The 21,607-nt window shown below is 44.9% G+C and carries 10 protein-coding genes; all 10 read left to right on the top strand.

Going from position 1 to position 21,607, the window contains the following annotated elements; genetic code table 11:
* Positions 1–13 precede the first annotated feature (13 nt).
* The 10 genes from RJ41_RS10760 (at position 14) to RJ41_RS10715 (ending at position 21,534) form a co-directional block, all read left to right on the top strand.
* On the top strand, positions 14–724 hold the full coding sequence (locus RJ41_RS10760) for a succinate dehydrogenase iron-sulfur subunit (RefSeq protein WP_012518362.1): 711 nt from the start codon (positions 14–16) through the stop codon (positions 722–724).
* A 176-nt stretch (positions 725–900) separates the two neighbouring features.
* Positions 901–3,720, top strand: coding sequence for a 2-oxoglutarate dehydrogenase E1 component (sucA, locus tag RJ41_RS10755; RefSeq protein ID WP_039220411.1), 2,820 nt, complete (start codon positions 901–903; stop codon positions 3,718–3,720).
* A 9-nt stretch (positions 3,721–3,729) separates the two neighbouring features.
* Positions 3,730–5,241, top strand: coding sequence for a 2-oxoglutarate dehydrogenase complex dihydrolipoyllysine-residue succinyltransferase (gene odhB, locus RJ41_RS10750; RefSeq protein ID WP_039220408.1), 1,512 nt, complete (start codon positions 3,730–3,732; stop codon positions 5,239–5,241).
* Between the two features lie 152 nt (positions 5,242–5,393).
* Complete coding sequence (gene sucC / locus RJ41_RS10745) at positions 5,394–6,560, top strand: ADP-forming succinate--CoA ligase subunit beta (protein ID WP_014998325.1); 1,167 nt, start codon at positions 5,394–5,396, stop codon at positions 6,558–6,560.
* Complete coding sequence (gene sucD / locus RJ41_RS10740; RefSeq protein WP_039220406.1) at positions 6,560–7,432, top strand: succinate--CoA ligase subunit alpha; 873 nt, start codon at positions 6,560–6,562, stop codon at positions 7,430–7,432. Before sucC ends, sucD begins: the two co-directional genes overlap by 1 nt.
* A 327-nt stretch (positions 7,433–7,759) precedes the next feature.
* A complete protein-coding gene (locus RJ41_RS10735) occupies positions 7,760–10,627 on the top strand; it encodes a TonB-dependent receptor (protein ID WP_039220405.1) in 2,868 nt (955 codons plus the stop codon).
* 170 nt (positions 10,628–10,797) lie between these two features.
* Complete coding sequence (locus RJ41_RS10730; RefSeq protein ID WP_039220696.1) at positions 10,798–12,285, top strand: tryptophan halogenase family protein; 1,488 nt, start codon at positions 10,798–10,800, stop codon at positions 12,283–12,285.
* Between the two features lie 9 nt (positions 12,286–12,294).
* Positions 12,295–13,797, top strand: coding sequence for a tryptophan halogenase family protein (locus RJ41_RS10725; RefSeq protein ID WP_039220402.1), 1,503 nt, complete (start codon positions 12,295–12,297; stop codon positions 13,795–13,797).
* Between the two features lie 271 nt (positions 13,798–14,068).
* On the top strand, positions 14,069–17,119 hold the full coding sequence (locus RJ41_RS10720; RefSeq protein WP_039220399.1) for a TonB-dependent receptor: 3,051 nt from the start codon (positions 14,069–14,071) through the stop codon (positions 17,117–17,119).
* A gap of 83 nt (positions 17,120–17,202) precedes the next feature.
* Entirely contained in the window at positions 17,203–21,534 is a 4,332-nt protein-coding gene (locus RJ41_RS10715; protein WP_039220693.1) for an alpha-1,6-glucosidase domain-containing protein, read from the top strand.
* Positions 21,535–21,607 lie beyond the last annotated feature (73 nt).

The raw sequence follows: 21,607 nt of genomic DNA, 5'->3' as shown, positions 1-21,607 counted from the left end.
AGAGGCAACGATCATGCAATTAACTTTTTCGATTTATCGTTATAACCCAGAAGTAGACGCGAAGCCTCGCATGCAAGACTACACTCTAGAAGTAGAGGAAGGTCAGGACATGATGGTGCTAGACGCGCTACTTGCACTTAAAGAGCAAGATCCGACGCTTTCTTTCCGTCGCTCGTGCCGCGAAGGTGTATGTGGTTCAGACGGTGTGAACATGAACGGCAAAAACGGCCTAGCGTGTATCACTCCGCTTTCTGCACTGGGCAAAGGTAAAATAGTAGTACGTCCACTTCCAGGTCTACCGGTAGTACGTGACCTTGTTGTTGATATGACGCAGTTCTATACACAATACGAGAAGATTAAGCCGTTCTTAATCAACGACAGTAAGCAGCCGCCAGCACGCGAGCACTTACAGTCGCCAGAGGAGCGTGCAAAACTAGACGGTCTTTACGAGTGTATTTTATGTGCATGTTGTTCAACTTCATGCCCGTCATTCTGGTGGAACCCTGATAAGTTCATCGGTCCTGCTGGTTTGCTTCACGCTTATCGCTTCCTTATCGATAGCCGTGATACTGCGACTGAAGAGCGTCTTAACGACCTTGATGATGCGTTCAGCGTATTCCGCTGTCACGGTATCATGAACTGTGTAAGTGTATGTCCTAAGGGCTTGAACCCAACTAAAGCAATAGGCCAAATTAAGTCTATGCTTTTACAACGGGCTGTTTAGTACTATATTCTGTTAACTTCCTAAAGTTACAGATAGTGATGCTCTAAATAGCCATCCCAAAAGGATGGCTATTTTTTTATATATTCGCTGTTATAACACTTGGTTATGCTGAGAATAACCTTATAATACATCTTGATTGTTAACTAGATTTTATAAAACGTAGCAAGGCAAATTAAATGCAAGAAAGCGTGATGAAAGCGTGGTGGGATTCCTCGCACATGGCAGGTGCCAACGCTGCCTATGTTGAAGAGTTGTATGAAACCTATTTAGAAGACCCGCAAAGTGTCTCTGAAAATTGGCGACAAATCTTCGATAACCTCCCCAAAGTCGATGGCGTAGAGTTAGAAACCAATCATACAACAATTAAAAATCAATTTAGGCAACTTGCTGCGTTAGGGCCTACAGCCCGCATGTCTAGTCCGTCTGTGCCTTCTGCAAGTGTTTCAGACGACAGGCAAGTTAAAGTTCTTCAGTTAATTAACGCGTTCCGCTTCCGCGGGCACCAGCACGCTAACTTAGACCCTCTTGGTCTATGGAAACAAGAGCGTGTTCGCGACCTTGAACTATCTCACCACAGCCTTTCTGAACAAGATTTTGATACAGTCTTCAATGTAGGGTCTTATGCTATTGGCAAAGATTCTATGCCGCTTGGTGAACTGTTTAAATCGCTTAACCGCACTTACTGTGGCTCTATCGGTGCAGAATATATGCACATCACTGATACCGAGCAGAAGCGTTGGTTACAACAAAAAATTGAATCTGTTCAAGCAAAACCTGAAATTTCTCGCGATGAGAAGTTAGGCATTCTTAAAGGCCTTACTGCGGCTGACGGAATGGAAAAGTACTTGGGTTCTAAATTCCCAGGTGCAAAGCGTTTCTCGCTAGAAGGTGGCGACGCACTTATTCCAATGCTTAAAGGTTTAATTACCAAAGCAGGCACTGCGGGTACCAAAGAAGTGGTTATCGGCATGGCTCACCGTGGTCGTTTGAATGTTCTAGTTAACGTGCTGGGTAAAAATCCTTCTGTCCTGTTTGACGAATTCTCAGGTAAGCACGACGACTCACTAGGTGCGGGTGACGTTAAGTATCACGCAGGCTTCTCTTCAGATTTTGCAACGCCTGGTGGCAACGTTCACTTAGCGCTAGCATTTAACCCGTCTCACCTTGAAATTGTTAACCCAGTAGTAATGGGGTCAGTACGTGCACGTCTTGCTCGCCGCAACAACGACACCAATACTGTACTTCCAATTACTATTCATGGTGACTCGGCAATAGCAGGTCAGGGTGTAGTACAAGAAACCTTCAACATGTCACAAACTCGTGGCTTTGCTGTGGGTGGTACAGTTCGAATCGTGGTAAACAACCAGGTTGGATTCACGACGTCTAAAACTGAAGATACCCGTTCTACACAATACTGTACTGACATTGCTAAAATGGTACAGGCGCCAATTTTCCACGTGAACTCTGACGATCCTGAAGCGGTTGCCTTTGTTACACAGCTTGCGCTTGAATACCGTAATAAGTTTAAGAAAGACGTTGTAATTGATTTAGTTTGTTACCGTCGTCATGGTCACAACGAAGCGGATGAGCCAAATGCAACTCAGCCGTTGATGTACCAAAAAATTAAAAAGCATCCAGTTCCACGCGTAATCTATGCTGATCAGCTAATTGCTGAAGGTGTGATAGAGCAACGTGATGCAGATCGTTATGTTGAAGAGTACCGTGAAGCTCTTGACCATGGCGCGTGCGTTGTTGAAGAGTGGCGTCCAATGACAGAGCATAGCGTTGACTGGTCTCCGTACCTTGGTCACGACTGGGATACGCCTTACGATGGAGCGCTTTCAGTTGAGAAGCTTAAAGAGCTAGGTGAGTCAATCACTACTATTCCTGAAGAGCACAAGCTTCAGTCTCGCGTAAACAAGCTTTACCAAGACCGTAAAGCGATGGTTGCTGGCGAGAAAATGCTTGATTGGGGCATGGCTGAAAACTTGGCCTATGCAACTATCGTTGATGCCGGCGAAGATATTCGTATTACCGGTCAGGATTCAGGCCGTGGTACTTTCTTCCACCGTCACGCGGTGTTACACAATCAAAAAGATGCGTCGACATATATGCCACTACAGCATATTCGTGAAGGACAGGGTGAAATTGAAATTTACGACTCTGTGCTTTCAGAAGAAGCGGTTATGGCATTTGAGTATGGTTATGCGACAGCGGAGCCTACGTGTCTGACTATTTGGGAAGCACAGTTTGGTGACTTCGCTAACGGTGCGCAGGTTGTTTTTGACCAATTCTTAAGCTCTGGTGAAGCGAAGTGGGGCCGTTTGTGTGGTCTAACCGTTTTACTGCCACATGGTTATGAAGGTCAGGGACCAGAGCACAGTTCTGCACGCCTTGAACGTTTCCTTCAAATGTGTGCTGATCACAACTGGCAAGTGTGTGTGCCTTCTACACCTGCACAGGTTTACAACATGCTTCGTCGCCAAGTGGTGCGTCCTATGCGTAAGCCACTTATCGTAATGTCGCCTAAGTCACTATTACGTCATCCTCTTGCGGTATCTTCACTTGAAGAGCTAGCAGAAGGTAAATTCCATAACGTAATCGGTGAAATTGATGACATCGATCCGAAAAACGTAAAGCGTGTTGTTATGTGTTCGGGCAAGGTTTACTACGATTTGTTAGACCAGCGCCGTAAAAATGAGCAAACAGACGTTGCAATCATCCGTTTAGAGCAACTTTATCCATTCCCACAAGAAGAATGCGCTAAAGTTGTGGCACAATACAGCCATGTAAAAGATTGGGTTTGGTGTCAAGAAGAGCCTCAAAACCAAGGCGCTTGGTACTGTAGCCAACACCACTTCTGGCAAGCAATTCCAGATGGTGCAAAATTAACATATGCAGGCCGTGATGCATCCTCGTCACCTGCAGTAGGTTATGTATCCGTTCACAACCAGCAACAGAAAGCTCTGGTTGAAAACGCACTCACAATTAAATAAGGAACAGTAATGACAATTGAGATAAAAGTTCCGGTTCTACCTGAGTCAGTTGCCGATGCCACCATTGCAACCTGGCACGTAAAGGCCGGTGACGCAGTTAAACGCGACCAGAACCTGGTTGATATTGAAACTGATAAAGTGGTTTTAGAAGTTGTGGCGCCAGCGGACGGTACAATTGGTGAGATCCTAAACGAAGAGGGTGCAACTGTTTTAGGCGAACAAGTTATTGCTAAACTAGAAAAGGGCGGTGCTGCTGCACCGGCTGAAGCTAAAGCAGAAAGCAAAGCAAAAGACGATTCAAAATCAGACGCGGCACCAGCGGCTTCTGGTAAAACTTCTGATGTTAAAGTGCCAGTACTTCCAGAGTCTGTAGCTGACGCAACTATCGCTACATGGCACGTTGCTGTAGGTGAAGCTGTTTCTCGCGACCAAAACCTGGTTGATATCGAAACTGATAAAGTAGTACTAGAAGTTGTTGCTCCTGCAGACGGTTCTCTTGCTGAAATTATCGCAGAAGAGGGCGCCACCGTAACAGCTGAAGAAGTGATTGCTAAATTTGTAGAAGGTGCAGCAAGCGGCGCTTCTGCTCCAGCAGCGTCAAGCGAAAGCGATGACAGTGACGAGAGCAGTGATGCGCTTAGTCCTTCTGTTCGTCGTTTACTTGCAGAAAAAGGCGTTGACGCAGCTAAAGTGAAAGGCACTGGCAAAAATGGCCGTATCACTAAAGAAGACGTAGAGAAATACCTTAAAGGCGGCGACAGCTCAGCGAAGGCAGCGCCTGCTGCGTCTGAATCTGTTTCAGCTGACTTACCAACGGGTAATCGTACCGAGAAGCGTGTTCCAATGACGCGTCTTCGCAAGACAATTGCTAACCGTCTTCTTGAAGCGAAGAACTCTACGGCAATGCTAACAACGTTTAACGAAGTAAACATGAAGCCAATCATGGACCTTCGTAAGCAGTACCAAGACAGCTTTGAGAAGCGTCACGGTATTCGCCTTGGTTTCATGTCTTTCTACGTGAAAGCGGTAACCGAAGCCCTTAAGCGTTTCCCTGAAGTTAACGCGTCTATCGACGGTGATGACATTGTTTATCACAACTACTTCGATGTATCGATTGCTGTTTCTACACCACGTGGCCTTGTAACACCAGTACTTAAAGATACTGACACACTAGGCATGGCAGGTGTTGAAAAAGGAATTAAGGAACTAGCACTTAAAGGCCGTGACGGTAAGCTGTCATTGGCTGAACTACAAGGTGGTAATTTCACAATCACCAACGGTGGTGTGTTTGGTTCACTAATGTCTACACCAATCATTAACCCGCCACAGAGCGCTATTTTGGGTATGCATAAAATCCAAGACCGCCCAATGGCTGTTAATGGCAAAGTAGAAATTCTACCAATGATGTACCTAGCGCTTTCTTATGACCACCGTATTATCGATGGTAAAGAATCAGTAGGTTTCTTGGTAACCGTTAAAGAGATGCTAGAAGATCCAACACGTCTACTTCTAGACGTATAAGACTTTCGTCTCACGGAATTGTGGTTAGGCGCTTAGCTTGTGTATGCTTGCTTTGCGCCTAACGCAACGCTGATATTTGCCCTATAATATCAGTCAAACTAATCAAGTCGCATTTGCGGCTTTTGTCTTACTAAAAATCGGATAGAAACACCATGAATTTGCATGAATACCAAGGTAAGCAGCTATTCAAAGAATACGGTTTGCCTGTTTCTGAAGGATACGCAGCAGACACTGCTCAAGGTGCTGTAGAAGCCGCTGACCGAATTGGCGGAAACGAGTGGGTAGTTAAGTGTCAGGTACACGCGGGCGGTCGCGGTAAAGCTGGCGGTGTAAAGCTAGTTAAAAACAAAGACGACATTCGCGCTTTCGCTGAAAACTGGCTTGGCAAAAATTTGGTGACTTTCCAGACTGACGAAAACGGTCAGCCTGTGAGCAAAATCCTAGTTGAATCTTGCACAGATATCGCTAACGAGCTTTACCTTGGTGCAGTAGTTGACCGTACAACCCGTCGCGTTGTATTCATGGCATCTACTGAAGGTGGCGTTGAGATTGAAACTGTTGCAGAAGAGACTCCAGAAAAAATCCTTAAAGCTGAAATCGACCCAATTGTTGGCCCTCAGCCTTACCAAGCGCGCGAAATGGCGTTTAAACTTGGTCTTTCTGGCGTTCAAATTAAGCAATTCACTCAAATTTTCCTTGGCCTAGCTAAGATGTTTGAAGAGCTTGACGTTGCCCTAATCGAAATTAACCCGCTAGTTATCAAAACTGACGGTAACCTACACTGCCTAGATGCGAAAGTAGGTATCGATGGTAACGCGCTATATCGTCAGCCTAAGCTGAAAGATATGCAAGATCCTTCACAAGAAGATGCGCGTGAAGCCCACGCAGCTCAGTGGGAACTAAACTACGTAGCACTAGACGGTAACGTAGGTTGTATGGTTAACGGTGCAGGCCTAGCAATGGGTACCATGGACATCGTAAACCTACACGGTGGTAAGCCAGCTAACTTCCTAGACGTTGGTGGCGGCGCAACTAAAGAGCGTGTTGCTGAAGCATTTAAAATCATCCTTTCTGACGACAATGTTAAAGCGGTATTGGTTAATATTTTCGGTGGTATCGTTCGTTGTGACATGATCGCTGAAGGTATTATCGGTGCAGTTAAAGAAGTTGGCGTTAAAGTGCCAGTTGTTGTGCGCCTTGAAGGTACCAATGCAGAACTTGGCCGTGAGGTTCTAGCGAACTCAGGTCTTGATATCATCGCTGCTGAATCGCTAACTGATGCAGCACAGAAAGTTGTTGCTGCAGCGGAGGGCAAATAATGTCTGTATTAATTAATAAAGATACTAAAGTAATTTGTCAGGGTTTTACTGGCGGTCAGGGTACATTCCACTCTGAACAAGCAATTGCTTACGGTACGCAAATGGTTGGTGGTGTAACACCAGGCAAGGGCGGTACTGAGCACCTAGGTCTTCCAGTATTCAATACTGTACGTGAAGCGGTAGAAGCAACTGGCGCAACTGCAACAGTTATCTACGTACCAGCTCCTTTCTGTAAAGATTCAATCGTTGAAGCTGCAGATGCGGGGATCGAGCTAATCGTATGTATCACTGAAGGTATCCCAACGCTAGACATGCTTTACGTTAAAGAATACGTTGAAGCAAAAAGCGTTCGCATGATTGGTCCAAACTGCCCAGGTGTTATCACTCCTGGAGAGTGTAAGATTGGTATCATGCCTGGTCACATTCACAAGCCTGGTAAAGTAGGTATTGTTTCTCGCTCTGGTACACTTACGTACGAAGCGGTTAAGCAAACCACTGACGAAGGTTTCGGCCAGTCTACTTGTGTTGGTATCGGTGGTGACCCAATTCCTGGTTCTAACTTCATCGACATCCTTCAGATGTTCCAAGACGATCCGCAAACTGAAGCTATCGTAATGATCGGTGAGATCGGCGGTACTGCTGAAGAAGAAGCTGCGGCGTTCATCAAAGCGAATGTAACTAAACCTGTTGTTTCTTACATCGCTGGTGTTACTGCTCCTCCAGGCAAGCGTATGGGTCACGCTGGTGCAATCATCGCAGGCGGTAAAGGTACTGCTGATGAGAAGTTCAAAGCACTAGAAGACGCAGGCGTTAAAACTGTTCGTTCACTTGCCGATATCGGTAAGGCACTTCGCGAAACAACTGGTTGGTAAGCTAACGCTTTACGAACTTATTTAAAAGCCCGCCTAGCGCGGGCTTTTTTGTGCCTGTTTATTAACATTTCTTCAAGTTTGCATGTAACAAAATTACAACCATTTACGCTAAAAGCCCGAATATACGTATTTTGTGTTGTTAAATTACATATTAATGTGAATATCCTTTGTTAACGCCGTGTTGCACAAATTTTATTGAATACGTATGCAGGCAATTGTGCAAACCCTAGGTCCTCTATAGCATTATGCCGACGAGATGTATTGTCATTTAATTGTCATAAGAACAACAAAAAGACAACAACTATAACCGTATGGGACACCCGTTTTATGAAACAATTTAAACCCAACCTAATTAAAGCTGCGCTTATTTCAGGCGGTATGGCATTTGGTAGTGCACCTGCACTAGCACAAGAAGCAAACACTGATGCTGTTGATGAAGCTAATCTAGAAGTTATTCAAGTAAGCGGTATTCGCGGCAGCTTACAGCGTGCTCAAGCAATCAAAATGGATAACACCTCAATTGTTGAAGCGTTATCAGCAGAAGATATCGGTAAACTTCCAGACACCAGTATTGCTGAATCAATTGCTCGTCTTCCTGGCTTAGCGGGTGAACGCCGCAATGGTCGTACAAGCGGTATATCTGTTCGTGGTTTTAACGAGAACTACGTAGGTACAACGCTTAACGGTCGTGAACTTCTTGGTATGGGCGATAACCGTGGGGTAGAGTTCGATCTTTACCCTACAGAAATTGTTTCAAATATCCTTGTTTACAAAACGCCTGAAGCTGGGCTAATGACACAAGGTATTGGTGGTACAGTCGATATTCAGACTGTACGTCCATTAAGTGCTGAACGAACTTTTGCGTTTAACGGTACTTATGAAGCAAACGAATATGACGCTGGTAACCCTGACTTTGATAACAAAGGGCATCGCCTGTCGTTTAACTATGTAGACCAATTTGCTGATGACAAGTTAGGTGTAGCGTTAGCCATAGCTGATATGGAATCGCCTCGTCAGGAGGAGTACTTTAGAGGCTGGGGTTATGCAACAGCAAATGCAGAGAACGCGGCTGAGGGTGTTGAAGTTCCAGAAGGCACAGTAATACTTGGTGGGCACGATTCTTTCACGCGTTCAGCGATGCTTGAACGTACCTCAATAGCTGGTGTTATCGAATACGCTCCTACAGACGACCTTAGAATTCAATTCGATGCGCTTTACATTGATTTTGAAGAGAATGATGCCCGTCGCGGTGTAGAGGAAGGCGGTGCCGAATGGGGTACCAGTGCTTACACTATTACTGGCGTAGAAGATGGTTTGGTTACATCAGGTTTTTATGACGGCTTCCTTTCAGTAATTCGAAATGATTCGCGTCAACAGAAAGCTGAGCTAACTACATTTGGCTTGAACATAGAATATGCGTTAAACGATAACTGGACAGCTACGCTTGATCTTTCAATGGGTGAAGTTGATAAGACGATCACCGATATTGAGAGTTATTCGGGTGTTGGTCGTGCAGGCGTGGATGGCAGACCCGTTACACCACGTTCATGGCAGATGACTTCTTCAGGCGCAGTATACAGTGCGCATCCAACGCTAGATAGCGTAGACCTTACTGATCCAAACGCAATCTTCCTTGCAGGCCCACAAGCTTGGGGCGGCTCGTTAGCGCCAGTGGAGCGTTTCCAAGGCGTTGAAGGTTTCGGGCCTGAAACGGCGCAGGATGGTTTTGTTAACGAACCTGATTTTGATGAGACGCTTGATGCAGCTCGTATTGATATCGAAGGTTTTGTTGAGTGGGGCATTTTCTCGAAGTTCAGTGCAGGTGTGAATTACCAAGATCGTGAAAAGACGAAAGATAATAACGGTGCGTTCTTAACAGCGCCAACATGGCCCAATGCAGAGCTAGTACCAGATCCAATTGGTGTAGCCGATCTAAGCCACATTGGCATCGATGGTGTTCTTGCGTACGATTCACTTGGTTTATACCGTAGTGGCTTCTATATCGAAACAGAAGCTGAACTATTTGAAAATGGCCGTTTCGGTGATTCATACACAATCAGTGAAGAGCTATTAACCATTTACGCCAAGCTTGATATTGATACAGAAATTAACGGCGTTTACATTTTAGGTAATGTTGGTGTTCAGGTTGTTGACGTTGACCAGCAAGGCAGTGGGTTTAATACGGTTACTGGACCAACCGGCTTTACAGAAATCGCTCCTGTTTCGGACGGTACTTCATATCACGATATTTTGCCAACAATCAATTTAAGCTTTGAGTTTGCAGAAAATCAGTTTATCCGTACTGCAATGGGTAAGGTAATCAGTCGCCCACGTATGGATGACATGAGACCTAATAACACAGTAAGTTTCACCTTTAACGACCAGCAGATTATTTCTACAAATCCAAATAATGGTCCTTGGTCAGCAGGTGCGGGTAATGCGCGTCTTAAACCGCTAGAAGCTAATCAATTTGATATCGCGTACGAGAATTACTTTGCTGATACCGGATATTTCGCAGCAAGTTTCTTCTACAAAGATCTAACTAACTGGCATGTTGCGGGTCGCTCGTTCAATGACTTCTCTAACGTATATATCGAAGGTTTCCACCAAACATCTGGAAATACGGATATTAATGGCGACGGTCTTACAAATGATGCTGATATTGTCGCACCAGGTACTTTTATCGGGCCGGTAGACTTCAGAGAAGATGGTCTAGAAGGTTTTGTTCGTGGATGGGAGCTTCAGGGTAGCTTACCTCTTGAATTGGTTCATGATTCATTAGCAGGTTTTGGCTTGTTTGCGAGCGCGACCTTCTTAGACGGTGAGCTTGATAATGGTGATCAAGTACCAGGTTTGTCTGATGAAACATACTCATTAACTGCTTTCTATGAAAGCAACGGTTTTGAAGTACGTGTTTCGGCAACCAAGCGCGATGAGTTTGCAACTGAAACCCGTGCGCAGAGCTTGTCACTCGCTCAAATTCAGGACAATGGTGTTAAACAAGTTGACGCGCAGATTGGTTATGATTTCAGCGAATCAGGTATTGAATATCTGCAAGGTCTTCGCGTAACGCTTCAGGGTCAGAACTTGACAGATGAACCAACAGTACGTGTTAATCCTGGGGATAGCCGCCAGATTATTGAACACCAAAGCTTTGGTCGTAACTTCTTACTTGGCTTCAACTACACATTCTAAGTGGTTGTTGAAGCAGCGCTTGTTACATGCGAGCGCTTAAACAAGTAACATTAAACAAGCCCCAATTCACGTAATGTATTGGGGCTTTTTGTTGTATAACATTACATGTCATGATATTTAAAGATGATAGTAATGTGGCCACTTAAGCAATGGTGACGGCAAAAAATATGATGAATAAAACGGTAAAAAATGTAGTTATTGTAGGTGGTGGCACAGCGGGCTGGATTTCAGCAGCTGTTATAAAACGTCTTATCGGTGCAGGCGTGAATGTAACGCTTATTGAGTCTGAAGAAATCGGTACCGTTGGTGTTGGCGAAGCCACTATTCCGCCTATCATTACCCTTAACAATGTAATGGGGATAGACGAAAAAGAGTTCTTACGCGAAACAAACGCCACCATGAAACTAGCGATTAAGTTTGAAAACTGGCGGGTAGAAGGGGAAAGCTATTTCCACACTTTTGGCGCCCCGGGTAAAAGCTACGCTTTTTGTCATTTTCATCATTATTTCAAACGCGCTCAAGAGTTAGGGTTATCTGACTCGATATGGGAATACGATCTAAACTACCTTGCCTGTAAAGCGGGTAAATTTGCCCACATCAAGTCTCCCGACCCAATTATAGAAATGCCGTATGCTTATCATTTTGATGCGTCGCTGTATGCTCGATTCCTTCGTAAGAAATGTGAGGCGATGGGCGTTACTCGCAAAGAAGGCATTATTACTGATGTCAAACAGGATGCAGACAGCGGTTTTATTACCGGTGTGACGCTTAAAGACGGTGCTCATATCGAAGGCGACTTGTTTATTGACTGTTCAGGGTTTAAAGGGCTACTTACGCAACAAACACTGAATACCGGCTACGAGGATTGGTCGCATTGGTTACCTTGTGACCGGGCAGTGGCTATGCCTTCAGAGCGCCACGAACAAACCCGTCCTTATACTCGTTCGATTGCGCACTCTGCCGGATGGCAGTGGCGTATACCGTTACAGCACCGTAATGGAAATGGCTTAGTGTACAGTAGTAACTATTACAGCGATGATAAGGCGCTGGACATACTGTCGAACAACTTGGATACCAAGCCTCTGGCGGACCCTAATTTTATTCGCTTTAAAACAGGACGAAGACGCAAGCAGTGGAATAAAAATGTGGTGGCCGTTGGGCTTTCTAGCGGGTTTTTAGAGCCCCTCGAGTCAACGAGTATTCATCTTATTCAGTCTGCAGTAGTTCGACTCATCCATTTATTCCCACATGAAGGGTTTAAGCAATATCAGATAGATGAGTACAACAAGCAGTCTCAGCTTGAATATGAACAAATACGTGATTTCATTATTTTGCATTACCATGTCAATGAACGAACTGACTCGCATTTCTGGAGGGATCTACGAGAAATGGAAGTGCCAGACAGCTTGACGCATAAAATTGAGCTTTTTAGAGCATCAGGTAACTTGTTCAGAGAGCAAAATGATTTATTCCTTGAAAGTTCTTGGCTACAGGTGCTGCTAGGGCAAGGTATAGCACAAGGTGATTACCATCCTCTCGCAAACGCCTTGTCTGAGCAAAAACTACAAGAGCTAATGCAAAATATTAAACGCATTAAGAATGAGCCGATTGGGAAAATTGCGACTCATGACGACTTCTTGAAGCAGTTTTGTGGTTAGCCGTTTAATATGAATAGACCAATGAATATAGTCATAGCCGGGGGCGGGACTGCCGGCTGGATGGCAGCCAATTATTTTGTAAATAAATGGCCATCGGACAAGGTTAACGTCACCCTTGTTGAATCTCCCGATATAGGAATTATCGGTGTAGGCGAAGGTTCTACACCGACATTAAAGCGCTTTTTTGAAGAGCTAAAAATCAAAGAGCGTGATTGGATGCCTAAGTGCAATGCAACGTACAAGGTAAGTATTCGGTTTAATGACTGGAGTCCGGGTTCCGGTGTTAAACAGTATCGCCATCCCTTTATCTCTCAAACAGACACCTTTACCCAGCGTGCTTTTGAAGTAAACTGCCGCACACGTAGGCTAGGTCTTGATAGTCACGTCAACCCAGAAGATTTTTTGTTAAATGGTGTCTTGGCAAAACAGAATAAAGCGCCTCTAACGCCTGAAAATTTTCCATTTAGAATGGAATATGGCTACCACTTTGATAGCGCATTGCTGGGCAACTATCTGCGTGATGTTGCGGTTGAAAGGAGCGTTACCCACGTTAGTGCCGTAATCAGCGACGTGGCACTTCATGCTAGCGGAGATATTAGCCATCTTGTAACAGATAGAGGCAATATCGAAGGAGATTTTTTCGTTGATTGTACAGGATTCTCTTCAACCCTATTGCAGCAGGCTTTGGGCGTTAAATTTAATTCCTATTCTGATAACTTGTTTAACGATTCAGCTGTCGTGCTACCCACACACGCACAGGAGAATATTCAAGTAGAGACCCAGTCGACCGCGCTATCTAATGGCTGGTGCTGGTCAATACCGTTGCAAAACCGCACTGGAAATGGTTATGTTTATAGTGCTTCACATTTAGCAAAAGACAAGGCAGAAGAAGAGTTGCGTCGACATCTCGGGCTGGAAAACAGCGATGTAGAAGCTAGGCATCTTAAAATGAAAGTCGGGCAAGTAGAGCAGCACTGGCATAAAAACTGTTTAGCATTAGGCCTATCGCAAGGATTTATAGAGCCGCTCGAAGCAACGGCGCTTCACCTTGTTCAGATTTGTATAGAGTACTTCTCGGATATGTTTGAAAAAGGCGCTTTCTCAAGTGTTGAGAGAGTATCTTACAATGCATTTGCAAAAGCACGTTTTGACCGAGTGCGAGACTATATTGTGGCGCACTATAAGCTTAATACAAGAAACGATTCTGACTACTGGCGTGACAATAGAAACAATTTGGTGTTGTCTGACTCCCTTAAATCGATCATTAGCACATGGTTTAATCGCGAAGATCTAGGGAATGAAATCAAGCGCCAGAATATAGGTATGCACTGGGACTCAGTATCATGGCATTGCTTATTTGCTGGTTATGGTGCATTTCCGGCGCTAGCACAAAATCAGCCTGGTCGAGGGGATCTGTACATTGAGCAAAACATTGAGCGTTTTAATCAAGGCTGCGCGTTGAATTTCGAACATCATAATGCCGTGCTTCTAGCACAGCAACACGGTGAGTAATAACCCTGAGAGCTAGGGATGGCCTTCAATAATGTTATATTTTTCCCATAAGAAACTCTGCTAATCTCCTAAATCCTTCATTCTAAAAGTTATATAAAACAATTATTCCCGATCTTTGTTTAAATTATGTTTCATGGATGTAAATGAATACGTATGCATAGCATTGCTCCCTTTTTATACAAAACAGTAGTATTTGGTGTTGAACCATAAGCGACATTTTTGGGGGTGGTAGTCCAAAAAGTGTCGATAATAAACAAGGAATGGGACACCAATGAAAACATTCAAACCCAGCACTATCATGGCGGCCTTGATAAGTAGTGGGGTCGCGTTTAGCGCAGCTCCTCTTTATGCCCAAGAGTCACCAGACACGTCAATAGACGAAGTTGAACGACCACAAGAAGATACCTTAGAGCGTATTGAAGTACGTGGTTTTAGTACCAGCTTGATCCAATCACTAAACCAGAAACGCTTCTCCGATACGGTTTCTGAACAAATATCTGCAGACGATTTGGGCGGGCTTCCCGACGTATCTATGGCAGATGCACTGACCCGCTTGCCAGGTATCTCTGCGGTAAGAACCGGGGGGCAAGCCGCGCAGATAAACATTCGTGGTCTATCCGGTGACTTTGTGTTTTCTACATTAAACGGTAGAGAGCAGGTATCGACCAGCGGAAGCCGGGCAATTGAGTTTGATCAGTATCCTTCAGAACTTATTAGTGAGGCGGCGGTTTATAAATCTCCCAAGGCATCGCTTATTGAGGGGGGTATAGCGGGTACGGTAGAACTTAAAACTGCATCACCACTTGCCATTGAAGAGCAACATAAATTCAGCGCCAACATGCGTGGCATGTACAACAATAGAGCGTCAGAGGTGAGTGATGCTACAGAGTATGGACATAGACTGAGTTTCTCATACCAAGGTAAATTCCTTGACGATACGCTAGGTCTATCACTAGGTTATGCTCGTTTATTCCAACCGAGCGTTTCTACTCAATTCATTGGTTTAGCTTATAACGGTCAAGTTGATGTAGACGGACTTGAAGGTGATATAGACGGGCCAGCAGATTGCCCCAATTGTGAACTCATTTCAGAAGGTTTTGAAATGCAGCACAAGGGCGGGGAAGAGACGCGCGACGGCTATGTTGCTGCGTTTGAATGGGCACCTATCGATACCTTTACTCTTAAAGCTGATGCTTTTATCTCGAAATTTGACTCCGAAGCCTTTGCTCGCGGGTTTCGCGTTAAGCTAGGTGGAATAAACGCTGGTATAACTAATCCTGTAGTAGTAAATAACAGCGTAATTGGCGGCACATTTTCTCGTACAGACAACAGCTTTACCCGTGTTGAGTTGGTAAACGACGACAATCAAGATTTTGACAGTGTTACCAACTTAGGCGTGAATGCTAGCTGGGAAATATCGCCAGATTTAGCGGTTCAGTTTGACGTCTCCCGCTCAAGTGCTGAAAGCGACTTTAGAAACGGCTTACTGTGGTCGCTTGTTGGCGAAGACGCGACAGCGGCAAACCCCGTGTTCGACGAAAACGTTCAAATTTCTTATTTGCTCAACGGACTAAACTTACCTGATATCGGTTTTAATCAAAGTGATACTTTTACAGACTTAGACCGTGTAATGGTAAGTAAATACGGCATTTACCCGTATGAAAACAAAGATGAGTTAGACGCCTATCGCGTAGACTTCCAATATTATGTTGATGTGCCAATCATTTCAGGCTTTGAATTTGGCTATCGTTACTCAGACCGGGAATATAACAATGACCGCTCTGTGTTTGAATACGGAAACGATAGTGCATTCTCAGTAAGCGAACCGCCACTTCAGTTAACTTCTGATATGGTCGAAGAGGTAAATTGGAGCGGTGATTTTGGTTATTTTCCAAGTTATCTTTCCGTTGATCTAGAGAGTGCACTTAATGCTTGGTTTCCAAACGGTAGGCCACAGCCTGTTCAAACGTGGGGACCTGGCGCTGCCGGCGTTATTAATGGTCCAGGTACAGGGCCAGCTACTGCGTGGACGCTACAAGAAAGTGGCGATGTATTTGAAACTGTGAATTCTGCTTACTTGATGGCAAACATTAATACAGAAATTGGCAGTATCCCTGTTACAGGTAATGTTGGTGTTCGTTACGTTAAAAGTAAACAAAGTTCAACGACGCTACAGCGTGCTACTCAGTTAATTGAAGACCTTGAGACCGGAACATCGGTTGAAGTTAGTGACCCTACGGCTGGTGCACAAAACATTACCGACGACGTAGGGTTAATTAATAACTTTTATCGCCCAGCGTTGATAAGTCACGAATATTCTGACGTTTTGCCTTCAATTAACCTGAACTTTAAACTTACAGATGACACGCAACTTCGTGTAGCTGCTGCAAAAGTGATGGGCAGAGCGCCAATAAACCGTTTTGCCGCAAATGCGTCAACCACTATTGAAACGGTTACCGCTTTCCAAGACAGAGACTCGGGTGAAATTACGCTTTCCAACCCTACGGCAAGGGTTAGTGGTAGCGCCCGTAACAGCCCTTATTTAGAACCATTCTATGCAACTCAATACGACGTTTCGTGGGAGTATTATTTCTCAGATACGGAAGGTGCATTAGTTGTTGCTGGCTTTTATAAAGACATTGAATCGTTCGTAGAAGACATCGAAATAGAGCCTTATGATTTTGAAGCAAACGGCATTGTAATTCCTGATAACGTAAGTGTGCCGGTTTACTTGACGCCAGAGTTTGCAGGACAGGAAGCCGAACTCGCGCTTGATGAAAATGGCGACCCCATCTTTATTACCGTCCCTACTGAAAATGGTAGCTACAGCACAGCCGTAAACAATGCCGAAGGTGGCTATATTCGCGGTTTAGAAATCGCCTATACGCAAATTTATAGCATGCTGCCTGGCATGTGGTCAGGCTTAGGCGTTAGCGCAAGTTACTCTTACACCGAAAGTGAAATTCAGCGCACGCTAGGTGATGACGTGTATGCCGCTAACTTACCAGGTCTTTCTGAAAACGTTGCTACGCTAACCGTGTTTTGGGAATACGAAGGTTTTGAAACTCGCTTGTCTAGCCGATATCGCGATGCATTTGTTTCGCAGCAAGTAGCGGTAAACGACCAGGTGGTTAACTTTGACGAAGAATTGGTTATTGATTACCAAGCGTCGTACGAGATTAACGACAATTGGAGCGTACTATTTCAAGTTAATAACCTAACAGACGAGCCAACGAAGAGCTATTTCTCATCAGAAGAGCAAACCGGCACTATCCAATACTTTGGAACGCAATATTACCTAGGGATGACATATCAACTATGAAAAACAGCATCTTAGGTAATTTATTTAGCAACACGAAGGAATATTCGGTTGCCAAAAGTAGCGAAAATATTCAGGAGAATTCTATGTTTACTAAAAAAAGAGTAGTGCGCGCTGCGTTACTCGTAGTAGGCGCTTATACACTTGCAGGTTGCGGTGGCTCGGGCGTAGAGTCGGGCACCAACGATCTGCTTACCTGTGAGGTTCCAAATGTACCTAATTCAACAGGTACGGCTTGTGAACCGCCACCACCTATTCAATGCGATGCGCCGCTCGTACCTAATGAAGCGAACGATGCATGTGAAGCCGGTGCTGATCCAAGTTTACCTGCACCTGTATTTACCCCTTCATCTAATCAAGCTGTACTTTATTATAATCGGGCTGCTGTTGACGCTGATAACTCAAGTAACGATGCAGCTTATGAAGGCTGGAGACTACATACTTGGAACAATGACGAGTGTGATGCTTATGCTGACGCAGACACTGATTGGGCCAACGGTCGCATTCATAGCGGTATCGATCCAAACTATGGCGCGTATTGGATTCTAGATCTTAAGGAAGGGTATGGAAGCTGCCACAATTTCATTATCCACAAGGGTACTGACGATGCCGGAAAAGAAATGGGGGGCGGAGACTTCCAAGGCTCTTTAGTACAAGATGATGAAACATTTGTACGCATGAATTTTACACTTTCTGGCGAGGCAACCATATTTGAGTTTCCTATCATGTCTCTTGGGCCTCAGCCTGTTGATATCGAGGGCTTTGGCGCGCATTGGTTAGATGCCAACACTATTTTATGGGACGTACCTGAAACCGTTTCAGAGGTGAAACTTCACTATTCAGCACAGGCTGACTTAGAGAGCACGCTGGAAGAGGGTATTAACGGTACTCAAGTAACGTTAATGAGTACAACACTTACCGAAGAGCAATCTGCCCGTGCGCCGCACTTATCTACTATGCAGGCTTGGGAAGGCGACTGGTCGGTTGAAGATGCTAAAACCGTGTTGACGACACAAGCCGTAGTTGGGGGTTACGATGCTGACGGTGCGCTTGTTGTTGCGACCGGGATCCAACTGGCTAACGGAATAGACGCACTATATACGCTCGGTGAAGACGATGCCGACGAAGCTCAACTTGGTGGTATCTACTCTGATACAGGTATTACTGCCGCATTGTGGGCGCCTACTGCTTCAAATGTTGATCTTCTGATTTATAACGACAACAAGACATTAAACCAACGTATTGAAATGGTTCGTGACGATACCTCAGGTGTTTGGCGCCATGAAGGCGATATGTCCCTTGACCGTCAGCTTTACCGTTATGAAGTCGCTGTTTATCACCCGATTACGGGCAAAGTGGAGACACTGCTTGTAACAGACCCATATTCTGTATCACTAAGCACAAACGGCCGTTTCTCGCGCTTTGTAAATCTAGCGGATGATGATTTAAAACCTGAAGGGTGGGATACTCATACTATTCCGACGGTTGAAAATTATGAAGATGCAGTCATTTACGAAGGACACGTTCGTGACTTTAGCGTACGTGATATGTCTACGTCTGAGGAAAATAGAGGTAAATACCTTGCCTTTACTGAAGAGGGCACAGCACCTGTTGAGCACCTTAAAAAGCTTGTTGAGGCAGGGCTTACCTACTTCCATATCCTTCCAGCGAATGACATCGCAACCATTGACGAAGACCCTACTAAGACCGTTGATTTATACGATACGGTAGGCAAATTGTGTCGCTTAAACAGCAGTGCGGCAGTGTGTGAAGAAGAAAGCGCAAACGCACTGCTAATCGATGTTTACAATTCTTATGATCCACTATCTGAAGCGGGCAAGGCACAACAGCTTACTAATGATTTGCGGAATCTAGATACGTTCAACTGGGGCTATGACCCTCATCACTTTAACGCGCCAGAAGGAAGTTATGCGTCAAGTGCAGAAGGTGTTGAACGAATAGTAGAAATGCGCGCCATGATCCAAGCACTTCACGAGATGGGACTTCGTGTTGCATTAGACGTTGTATACAACCACACCAATGCATCGGGTGTTTTCAGCAAGTCAGTTTTAGACAAAGCGGTACCGGGCTACTATCACCGTTACGAAGTGGATACTGGCGCGATTGTTCGTGAAACATGCTGTGATGACACCGAACCTCGTAATGTCATGATGGAAAAATTCATGAAAGACTCACTGCTTATGTGGACTGAACACTATAAGTATGACTCTTTCCGTTTCGATATTATGAGCCAAGCCACTAAAGACACCATGGTGCGCTTGCGTGATGCTGTTCATTCTATTGACGAAGACAATTACTTTTACGGTGAAGGCTGGACTAAAATAGACCGCGGTTACGAGCAAGCGAGCCAGCTCAATATGGCTGGTACCGAGATTGGTACCTATAACGACCGTATTCGAGAAGCTATTCGCCAAGGCGCTATCTTTAGACCGGAAGATGAAGGGCTATTAAGCGCGCAAGACCGTGTAAAAATGGGCATGATAGGCACGTTGAAAGACTATGTGTTAGAAACGTCTTCAGGCAGTGCTGGTGCAACAAGTAACTTGGGTGGCTATGCTGAAGACCCAGCAGATATCATTAACTACGTGTCAAAGCATGATAATGAAACACTATGGGATCAGTTAAACTACACGCTTCCACAAGATATTACTCTAGAACAGCGGGTTCGTGCCCAAAATGTAGCAATGGGTATTAATCTTGTGTCTCAAGGTATTCCATTTTTACAAATGGGCGGCGACATGCTTCGCTCCAAATCAATGGATAGAAACACTTATGATGCCGGAGATTGGTTTAACTATGTGGATTTCACTTACGAGACCAATAACTGGAATGTAGGCTTACCGCTAGCACAGGACAATGAAGCCCGTTGGGAAGAAATGGGTGAGTTTATTTATAGTCCGAACCGCGCTGCGTCGATGGCAGATATCATGTTTGCCTCAGACGTCTTTGCAGAGTTGCTAAACATTCGTATGACAAGTCCATTGTTTAGATTGACTACCGCTGAAGACATTATCGATCGTATTGGTTTCCACAATATCGGTGAGCGCCAGCAACGTGGCCTCATTGCGATGAGCATTGATGACGGCGTATCTGAAAACAGTGATGAGTCTCGTCAAGACCTAGACATGATGAATGATGCGATTATGGTGCTAGTGAATACGGGATATGAAGAGAAGTCTATCACCGTCAACACTGCAACAGGCTTTTCGCTCCATGCCACACAAATGAATTCAGTTGATGCCACGGTACGCGGCGCCACATTTGTAGAAGGTGAAGAGGGTAATGGAACCTTTACCGTTCCTGCACTAACTATTGCTGTGTTCGTAAAACCACAGTCTGGAGCCCAAGGTTATGGTCTATCCGCGTATGCCACGTCTGGTGCGCCTGATGTTGTTCCTTACGGCGACACCATCGCTTACCTGCGTGGAGATATGAATGGTTGGTCAACTGATGATGCATTTACCTATCAGGGTGACGGTAAGTACACCGTAACAGCTACACTTGAAGGTGGCGTTACATATGGATTCAAATTCGCATCTGAAGATTGGAGTACAGTGAACTTTGGCGCAGCGGATGGTGAAGAAGGTACAGTAATAGCGGGTGAAGAAAAGGTTCTTGCACGTACTAATACCAACCTTTCATTTACACCAGCGACGAGCGCGACCTACCTGTTTACTATTGATGCGACTGATAGCGAAGCACCAATCCTTATGGTAGAGAACGAAGAGCCCTACGTTGGAACACCTGTGTATCTTCGTGGTGCAATGAACGGTTGGGGGACAGACGAGGAGTTCACTTACCAAGGTGGTCGTATCTATACCTTTGCTCGAGATATGGAGCCTGGCACGTACGAGTTTAAAGTTGCATCTGAAGATTGGAGTACCGTGAATTTTGGTGCTTTCTCAGCAGATGACGCGGATCGAAACCTTGCTCCGGGTCAAACTCTAGGTCTCGCTGCAACTAACGATAACCTTATCTTGAACATTGAAACTGCAGACCGCTATGTGTTTGTTTTCAACGTGACTGATTTAGGTGCGCCTACTATTGGTGTATTTAAAGAAGCGTTTTGGGGAGACACTCAAGTCTATATCCGTGGCGGTATGAACGGATGGGGTGCGGTAGATATGTTTGAATATCAAGGAGAAGGAGTTTACACCGCTGACATTGAGTTAAGCGCAGGTAGTATCGAGTTCAAAGTGGCCTCTGAAGATTGGTCAACGGTCAACTTTGGTAACCCCAACGATGCTGCGAGTAATGTTGTCATTCCCAGTGAGCCTAAATTATTGGGGCAAAGTAACAACAATTTGTTGATTGAAATTGCTGAATCTGGTCTTTATGAGTTTAAAGTTACCGGGCCAGATGGTAATGCACCCGTGCTAACTGTGACTATGAAATAAATGCACATAATTCAATATAATTAAAGTTTTAACGATAACTTTGTAAAAACCGCGACTTGTTCGCGGTTTTTTC

The sequence above is a fragment of the Alteromonas marina genome, from assembly GCF_000808575.1.
In the GTDB taxonomy this organism is placed as follows: Bacteria; Pseudomonadota; Gammaproteobacteria; order Enterobacterales; family Alteromonadaceae; genus Alteromonas; species Alteromonas marina_A.
This window is presented reverse-complemented; position numbering and strand designations above follow the sequence as displayed.

Bases quoted from the DNA above. Each gene is read 5' to 3' on its own strand.
- RJ41_RS10760 (WP_012518362.1), top strand. From the start codon at position 14: ATGCAATTAACTTTTTCGATTTATCGTTATAACCCAGAAGTAGACGCG.
- sucA (WP_039220411.1), top strand. From the start codon at position 901: ATGCAAGAAAGCGTGATGAAAGCGTGGTGGGATTCCTCGCACATGGCA.
- odhB (WP_039220408.1), top strand. From the start codon at position 3,730: ATGACAATTGAGATAAAAGTTCCGGTTCTACCTGAGTCAGTTGCCGAT.
- sucC (WP_014998325.1), top strand. From the start codon at position 5,394: ATGAATTTGCATGAATACCAAGGTAAGCAGCTATTCAAAGAATACGGT.
- sucD (WP_039220406.1), top strand. From the start codon at position 6,560: ATGTCTGTATTAATTAATAAAGATACTAAAGTAATTTGTCAGGGTTTT.
- RJ41_RS10735 (WP_039220405.1), top strand. From the start codon at position 7,760: ATGAAACAATTTAAACCCAACCTAATTAAAGCTGCGCTTATTTCAGGC.
- RJ41_RS10730 (WP_039220696.1), top strand. From the start codon at position 10,798: ATGAATAAAACGGTAAAAAATGTAGTTATTGTAGGTGGTGGCACAGCG.
- RJ41_RS10725 (WP_039220402.1), top strand. From the start codon at position 12,295: ATGAATAGACCAATGAATATAGTCATAGCCGGGGGCGGGACTGCCGGC.
- RJ41_RS10720 (WP_039220399.1), top strand. From the start codon at position 14,069: ATGAAAACATTCAAACCCAGCACTATCATGGCGGCCTTGATAAGTAGT.
- RJ41_RS10715 (WP_039220693.1), top strand. From the start codon at position 17,203: ATGTTTACTAAAAAAAGAGTAGTGCGCGCTGCGTTACTCGTAGTAGGC.